At 72.0% G+C, this 7507-nt stretch carries 8 protein-coding genes and 1 pseudogene; 4 read left to right on the top strand and 5 right to left on the bottom strand.

Translation table 11 applies throughout. The features are described 5' to 3' along the window. The 3 genes from I847_RS0116140 to I847_RS0116130 form a co-directional block, all read right to left on the bottom strand. Positions 1-287 (bottom strand): glycosyltransferase family 2 protein (locus I847_RS0116140; protein ID WP_028050514.1); only part of this gene is annotated, 287 nt, incomplete at its 3' end. A 152-nt stretch (positions 288-439) separates the two neighbouring features. Beyond that, positions 440-1408 carry a GDP-mannose 4,6-dehydratase gene (locus tag I847_RS0116135; RefSeq protein WP_028050513.1) on the bottom strand — a complete coding sequence of 323 codons (969 nt, stop codon included), beginning with the start codon at positions 1406-1408 and terminating at the stop codon, positions 440-442. A 4-nt stretch (positions 1409-1412) separates the two neighbouring features. After that, entirely contained in the window at positions 1413-2399 is a 987-nt protein-coding gene (locus I847_RS0116130; protein WP_028050512.1) for a GDP-mannose 4,6-dehydratase, read from the bottom strand. A gap of 97 nt (positions 2400-2496) precedes the next feature. On the opposite strand from I847_RS0116130, the gene rfbA reads away from it, so the two are divergent. Continuing rightward, on the top strand, positions 2497-3369 hold the full coding sequence (gene rfbA / locus I847_RS0116125; protein ID WP_028050511.1) for a glucose-1-phosphate thymidylyltransferase RfbA: 873 nt from the start codon (positions 2497-2499) through the stop codon (positions 3367-3369). 37 nt (positions 3370-3406) lie between these two features. Next, entirely contained in the window at positions 3407-4147 is a 741-nt protein-coding gene (locus I847_RS25860; RefSeq protein WP_051274991.1) for a class I SAM-dependent methyltransferase, read from the top strand. On the opposite strand, the gene I847_RS24260 is transcribed toward I847_RS25860, so the two are convergent. Next, positions 4093-5307: a glycosyltransferase family 4 protein gene (locus I847_RS24260; protein WP_051274990.1), complete on the bottom strand. Its 1215-nt coding sequence runs from the start codon at positions 5305-5307 to the stop codon at positions 4093-4095. The two genes, I847_RS25860 and I847_RS24260, sit on opposite strands and share 55 nt — an antisense overlap. 27 nt (positions 5308-5334) lie before the next feature. Between I847_RS24260 and I847_RS24255 the strand changes: the two genes are divergently transcribed. Together I847_RS24255 and I847_RS24250 are read left to right on the top strand one after the other, a co-directional pair. Then, positions 5335-6234, top strand: coding sequence for an NAD(P)-dependent oxidoreductase (locus tag I847_RS24255; RefSeq protein ID WP_051274989.1), 900 nt, complete (start codon positions 5335-5337; stop codon positions 6232-6234). A gap of 53 nt (positions 6235-6287) precedes the next feature. Further along, complete coding sequence (locus I847_RS24250; RefSeq protein ID WP_196804597.1) at positions 6288-7199, top strand: lysylphosphatidylglycerol synthase domain-containing protein; 912 nt, start codon at positions 6288-6290, stop codon at positions 7197-7199. Here I847_RS24250 and I847_RS27190 read toward each other — a convergent pair. Next, positions 7174-7507: pseudogene (locus tag I847_RS27190) on the bottom strand (glycosyltransferase family 2 protein); the annotation flags it as partial. The gene I847_RS24250 and the pseudogene I847_RS27190 sit on opposite strands and share 26 nt — an antisense overlap.

Below are 7507 nucleotides of genomic sequence, written 5' to 3'. Positions count from 1 at the left end.
GGGTACTGGTTGTCGCCGTCCGTGTTCACGACGATGTCCGCCCCGTGCGCCAACGCGTAGTCCACGCCGTCACGGAACGACCGGGCCAGGCCCATGTTGCGGGCGTGGTGCACGAAGTGCGTGACGCCGAGGGCACGGGCGACCTCGACGGTGCGGTCCGTCGAGCCGTCGTCGACCACGAGGATCTCGACCTGGTCGACGCCCTCGATGACGCGTGGGATCGACGCCAGCACAGCCGGGAGCGTCGTCTCCTCGTTGAGGCACGGAACCTGGATGAAGACCTTCATGACCGTCCTGTCGCCACGTCACCTGCAGCACCGGCGCGGCCGCCGTGCGGGCCCGACGATGCTACCTGCGACATCGGCACGAGACGCACGCCGGGTCCGCCCGACGACGGCCGGGCCGGTCACGCGGGCGCAGGCCGTCAGGCGCGACGGCTTCAGGCTCGGAGCAGCGCGAGGTCGTGGTCGACCATGCGTCCGACGACCTCCTCGAAGCCGATCGTCGGCTGCCACCCCAGCTCGGCCTTCGCGCGGCTCGCGTCGCCCACGACGTCCGAGGCGTCCACCGGTCGGACGAACTGGGGGTCGACCCGCACGTGCGCGCGCCAGTCGTCGATGTGCGCCCGCGCGAAGGCGGCCTCGACGAACTCCGCGACGGAGCGGGTCTGGCCCGACGCGATGACGAAGTCGCCGGGGTGGTCGTGCCGCGCGGCCCGGACCATCGCGTCGACGTAGTCCTCCGCCCAGCCCCAGTCACGTCTCGCGTCGAGGTTGCCGAGCGAGAGCACACCCTCCCCCGAGACGGCGATCCGGGCCGCCCCGGCGGTGATCTTGCGGGTGACGAACGCCATCGGGCGGAGCGGGGACTCGTGGTTGTAGAGCACGCACGACGAGACGGCGAGACCGCGCGAGCGGTAGATGCCCGCCATCTGGTGGGCGTACGCCTTGGCCGCCCCGTAGGGAGACACGGGCCGGATCGCGGTGTGCTCGTCCTGCGGCGACCGGTCCGGGATCCCGAAGATCTCCGACGACGAGGCGTGGACGACCCGGACCTGCCGCCCGGTCGCCTCCTGCACCTGGTGCGCGGCCTCGAACAGCGCCACGGCACCCACGCCGGTGACCTCGCCCGTCGTCACCGGGTGCTCCCACGAGTACGCGACCGACGAGATGCCGGCCAGGTTGTAGACCTCGTCCGGCGCCACCGTCGCGAGGATCCGGGCGAGGCCGGGACCGTCCCGGACGTCGGCGACGTGCACGTGGACCTCCGGCGGCCGCTCGGCACTCGATGCCGTGACGTCGTCCTGGTCGCGGACCAGCCCGTGCACCTCGACGCCCTCGGCGACGAGCCGCCGCGCCAGGATGGTGCCGTCCTGCCCCGTGACCCCGGTGACGAAAGCCCTGGTCACCGTCTCACCTCCCCGCAAGCCGACGCTGCTCCTCGAGGTCGTGCTCCACCATGAGCGTCACCAGACCTTGGAAGTCGACCTCGGGCTTCCAGCCGAGCACCGCTCGTGCCTTGGACGGGTCGCCGACCAGCATGTCGACCTCGGCCGGGCGCATGAACGCCGGGTCCAGCCGGACGTACGGGGTCCAGTCGTCGATGTCGACCGCCCGGAACGCCAGATCCAGCAGGTCGCGGATCGAGTGGGTCTGCCCGGTCGCGACCACGTAGTCGTCGGCCTCGGGCTGCTGCAGCATGCGCCACATCGCGTCGACGTAGTCGCCGGCGTATCCCCAGTCGCGCTTGGCCTCCAGGTTGCCGAGCACGACCTCCTCCTGCAGGCCCAGTGCGATGCGGGCGACGGCGATGGAGATCTTCCGCGTGACGAACTCGGGTCCGCGCCGGGGCGACTCGTGGTTGAACAGGATGCCGGAGGAGGCGTGCATCCCGTACGACTCGCGGTAGTTGATCGTCATGTAGTGGGCGAACACCTTGGCCACCCCGTAGGGCGACCTGGGCCACAGGAGCGTCGACTCGCGCTGTGGCACCTCCTGCACCTTGCCGAACATCTCCGAGCTCGACGCCTGGTAGACGCGGATCCGGGACGGCTCGCCGCGCGCGAAGAGCCGGACGGCTTCGAGGAGGTTGAGCACCCCCATGCCGGTGACCTCGGAGGTCACCCGAGCGTTCTCCCACGAGTAGGCGACGAACGAGATCGCGCCGAGGTTGTACAGCTCGTCCGGCTGAGCGATCTCCAGGGCGCGGAGCAACGACGACATGTCACCCAGGTCGCCGGTGAGGAGCCGCACGCCGGGCACCGTCTCCTCGACGAGCGCGCGCTTCGGGTTGTTCTGACCGCGCACCAGGCCGTAGACGTCGTACCCCTTGGCGAGCAGCAGCTCGGCGAGGTACAGGCCGTCCTGACCGGTGATCCCGGTGATGAGAGCGCTAGGCATGGCGCCACCCTAGCCACCGACGGCGGCCGCCATCGCCGGGTCCGCGGCCGGCTACCGCGTCGGCGGCCGGCACGTCGGTACGGCAGACTGTCCACCCATGCGCGGAATCATCCTGGCCGGCGGCTCCGGTACCCGTCTGCACCCCATCACGCTCGGCGTCAGCAAGCAGCTGGTCCCCGTGTACGACAAGCCGATGATCTACTACCCGCTGTCGACGCTCATCCTGGCGGGGATCCGGGACGTGCTGGTCATCACGACCCCGCACGACGCCGAGCAGTTCCGGCGTCTGCTCGGTGACGGGTCGCAGTTCGGCATCAACATCACCTACACGGTGCAGGCCGAGCCGAACGGGCTCGCACAGGCCTTCGTCCTGGGTGCCGACTTCATCGGCTCGGACTCCGTGGCGCTCGTTCTCGGCGACAACATCTTCTACGGGCCCGGCCTCGGTGCCCGGCTGCAGCGGTTCGAGCAGATCGACGGTGGCGCGGTGTTCGCCTACCGCGTCGCCGATCCGACGGCGTACGGCGTCGTGGAGTTCGACGACGAGGGCCGCGCACTCTCGCTCGAGGAGAAGCCGGTGGCGCCCAAGAGCAGCTACGCCGTCCCGGGCCTGTACTTCTACGACAACGACGTCGTGGCGATCGCCCGCGACCTCGCCCCGTCGGCGCGCGGCGAGTATGAGATCACCGACGTCAACCGGACCTACCTCGAACAGGGCCGACTGCAGGTCGAAGTCCTCCCACGCGGCACGGCCTGGCTCGACACGGGGACGTTCGACTCGCTCGTCGAGGCCTCGGACTACGTGCGCACGATCGAGCACCGGCAGGGGCTGAAGATTGGAGCGCCCGAGGAGGTCGCGTGGCGGCGAGGCTTCCTGTCCGACGACGGCCTGCGGGCACGGGCCGAGACGCTCGTGAAGTCCGGGTACGGCACCTACCTGCTCGGTCTGCTCGACGCCGACCGCCCCTGACGGCCACCGTCCGGTACCGCGAAGGGATCGCTCGCCGATGAAGAACGAAGACTCGTGGCGGCCGACGAAGTTCGTCCGCCACCGCACCAGCTGGCGTGGGTCCCGGGACCAGCGCGAGCTGTCCCTCGCGTCACGAGTGACGGGCGACCTGCAGGCGGCCGCGTACGGCGACGCGCTCGCCACGTACGCGCACGGCGACCTGGTCGACCTCGGATGCGGCCACGTCCCCGCCTACGCCATGTACCGCGAGCACGTCGACACCGTCACGTGCGTCGACTGGCCGAACAGCCCGCACCCCAGTCCGCACCTCGACCTCGAGGCCGACCTGACCGACCCGCTGCCGTTCCCCGACGAGGCGTACGACACGGTCGTCCTGACGGACGTCCTCGAACACCTGCCCTACCCCGACGGGCTCGTCGGCGAGATCGCGCGCGTGCTGCGGCCGGCGGGCGTGCTCGTGCTCGGTGTGCCCTTCATGTACGGCCTGCACGAGCAGCCGCACGACCATCACCGGTACACCGAGCACAGGCTGCGCCTGTTCTGCACCGATCACGACCTCGAGGTCGTCGAGCTGTACCCGTACGGCCGCCACGACGCGGTCGCGCTGGACCTGACGGCGAAGCTGCTCGCGTCGTCGCGCCTGACGCGCCCGGTCGCGGCCCTGCCGGCCGCGGTCGCCTCGATGCGGCGGCCGTCCCGGACGACGACGCCGCTGCCCCTCGGCTACGTGCTCGTGGCGCGCAAGCCCGCGGCCCGCCCGGACCCGTCCGCCGGCTGATCGAGGATCCCCAGGAGCACCTGTCGGTAGAGTCCGCCGACGGCGTCGGCGGAGTAGCCCTCGGCGCTCTGCTCGGCCGCGCGGCCCAGCGCGTCGCGCCTGTCCTCCGCACCGCCCAGCGCGCGCAGCGCCTCGGCGAGCGCGCCGGCGTCACCGCTCGGCACGACCACACCACTGACCCCGTCGCGTACGGCCTCGTCGAGGCCGGGCAGGTCCGAGACGACGACCGCGCAGCCGGCAGCCATGGCTTCCAGGAGCGCGACAGGGAGACCGTCCTGGTCACCGCTGGGCGCCACCACCGACGGGAACACGGCGATGTCGGACTCCGCGTAGGCGGACATCAGGTCCGGCCTGCCCAGCTGACCCGCGAACGTGACATCGAGCCCGGCGGCCGCCGCCTCGAGCGCACCCCGCTCCGGCCCGTCGCCCACGACCAGCAGAGGCCAGCGCTCGTCGTCGGGCAACCGTCGCAGGGCGTCGAGCAGCACGCCGAGACCCTTCTTCTCGACGAGCCGACCCACGAACAGGAGCCGTCGGCTGCGAGCGCCCGGCTCCCGGCGCCTGACCGACTGCAGGTCGGCTCCCATGGGCAGGAGCGAGACCGCGTCGGGGTCCGCGCCGAGATCGACGACCCGCCGTCGCATGTCGGCGTTCATGACCGTCACGTGCGCCGCGCGTGCGACCGCCCGGGCCTTCAGCATCTTCGCCGGGCCCGATCCGAGGGCGTACAGGTCGCCGCCCAACGTCGTGAGCAGGACGGGGATGCGGCGAGGCACGGCCAGCATGACGAGGCCCTGCGGCACGATCCAGTGCGCGTGCACGACGTCCGGCCGGAACCGACGAACGGCCCGACGGACCGCGACGACCTCGGCAAGGAAGAACCCCGGCACCTGCAGCCAGCGCCAGGGCCGGGCTCGCAGGTTCTCGAGGATGGCGCCGTCGGCGAGGTCCTCCCAGCGGGAGGGGAAGTACGCGAAGCGCCGCACCCGGAGCGGACCGTCGAGCGACACCCTCGGCGCTCCGGGTATCCTCGGCACCACGACCAGCGTCTCGAACGCCTGTGCCTCACGTTCCGCGAGGTCGCGGACGAACGCCGGCACACCGTCACCCGTCTGCGCGGGGTACGTCGAGGCCACGACCAGCAACCGCGGACGACTCATGGGCGTCGGCACCGAGCGAAGGGCAGCATGCACACACGATCCCACAGCACGGTCGGGGTCGTCGGCCGGGGCTTCCTCGGCAGCGCGGTGCTTGCCAGGCTCGAGCGGGACGGCCGTCGAGCGGTCGCGCTCGACCGCGCCAACCCGTCGGTGGTCGACGACGCGCTGTCGCCGGAGCTCGCGGAGGCGTACGCCGTCGGACCGCTGACGCTGGTCTGGGCTGCGTCGGTCAGCAACCTGAGCATCGCGGCGGCCCGACCGGACCGGGCGCGGACCGACGTCGACCGGTTCGCCGAGTTCCTCGGGGCCGTCGCCCGCGACGCGCCGACTGCTCGCGTGGTTCTGCTCAGCTCCGGCGGCACCGTCTACGCCCCGGGCACGCCGCCCTTCACCGAGGCGAGCCCGACGGGTCCGACGACGCAGTACGGACAGTCGCGGCTCAGGATGGAGCGCATGCTCGTCACCTCCGACGTCGAGGGGACCGTGCTCAGGATCGCGAACGTCTATGGTCCCGGCCAGCCGGCGCGTGCCGGGCAAGGAGTCGTGGCCCATTGGCTCGCCGCCGCCGCGGAGGGCCGCCCGGCGGTGGTCTTCGGTGGGCTCGAGGTCGTCAGGGACTTCGTGTACGTGACGGACGTCGCCGATGCCATCGTCCGGGCCGGCGACGAGCCGCGCGCGGCGGGGTCGGTCCTCAACGTGGGGTCGGGCCGGCCGGTCGCGCTCCGCGAGGTGTGGGAGGCGGTGGGCGCCGCGGTCGGGCGGGACGTGCAGCTCGACGTCCGGCCGGCGCGTCCGATCGATGTGCCGGCGACGTGGCTCGACCCCGAGCTCATGCGTGCCACGACCGGCTGGACCGCAGGGACGCCCCTGCGCGTGGGCGTTGCCGCGCAGTGGGCTGCGTTGCGCGAGACTGTCGCTCGACCGTGACGGACCTGCACGAGGGGCGGCCGACGCGTCGCTCTTCCTCCCGGCTCGTCCGCGTGCTCAGACCGGTCGCCCTCGTCGTCGTGCTGGGTTTCGCGACGGTCTGGCTGGCGGCGAACTGGCAGGAGGTGCTGGACGGCTTCGCCCAGATCTCGCCCGTCTCCGTCGCAGGCGCGTTCCTGCTCGCGTGCGCCGGCATCGGCGCGTCGACGCTGACGTGGCGGGCCGTGCTCGACGCGCTCGGGTCGCGTCTCGGCGCCAGGGCTGCGGCACGCACGTACCTCCTCGGTCAGTTGGGCAAGTACGTGCCTGGGAGCGTGTGGGCGGTGCTGGCCCAGGCGGAGCTGTCCGGCGAGTACGGCGTGCCCCGGGCCCGTGCGGCGGTCGGCGCGCTCGCCCACATGCTGCTGAGCTGCGTCGTCGGCGTGGTCGTCGCGGCTGTGGCGCTCGCCGCGAGCGGCCTCGTGCCGGCCGTCCCGTACGCGGTGCTCGCCGCCGTCGCGGTCGGCGGTGTGGTGCTGCTGACCCCGCCGGTGTTCAACTGGCTCATCGCGGTCGCCGCGCGCGTGCTGCACCGCCCGACGCCCGGGCGCCTGGCGGGAGGCGGCATGCTGCGTGCCGTCAGCTGGACCCTCGCGATGTGGCTTGCCTTCGGCCTGCACTTCTGGGTCCTGGCCCTCGGTCAAGGACACGAGGCCGCCCACCTCCTGCTCGCGTGCGTCGGTGCCTACGCGCTCGCCTGGGTGGCCGGCTTCCTCGTCGTGTTCCTCCCCGCAGGTGCCGGGGCGCGCGAGGTAGTCCTGGTCGCCACCCTGGCACCGGTGATGAGCAGCGCGGACGCCGTCAGCCTCGCGATCGTCAGCCGGGCGGTCATGCTCGTCGCCGACTTCCTGCTCGCCGGGCTGGCGGCGCTCGCGGACCGCCGACGGCACCGTGAGCCGATCACCGGCGGTACTGGATCTCCCTGATCCGCTCCAGCTGGTCCTCGAGCAGGATGCGGTTCGTGCGCTGCAGGTCCGACAGCACGCCGAGCGCGAGCGACAGCAGCGCCGCGACCGCCATGATGGCGCCGAAGATGAGCGACTGGACGTTGCCCGCGTGCTCGCCACGGATCGCCCACAGCACGAGGAACCGCACCATCGGCACCAGTGCGAGCACGCCGAACAGGGCGGCGAGCGACGCGAAGATCACGTACGGCTTGAACATCAGGTAGCTGCGCACGATCGCGGAGCCGGACTTGCGCATGTGCTGGAAGCTGCTGGTGAAGAGCCGCGAC

It is taken from the genome of Cellulomonas sp. URHD0024 (assembly GCF_000426185.1).
Taxonomy (GTDB): domain Bacteria; phylum Actinomycetota; class Actinomycetes; order Actinomycetales; family Cellulomonadaceae; genus Cellulomonas.
This window is presented reverse-complemented; position numbering and strand designations above follow the sequence as displayed.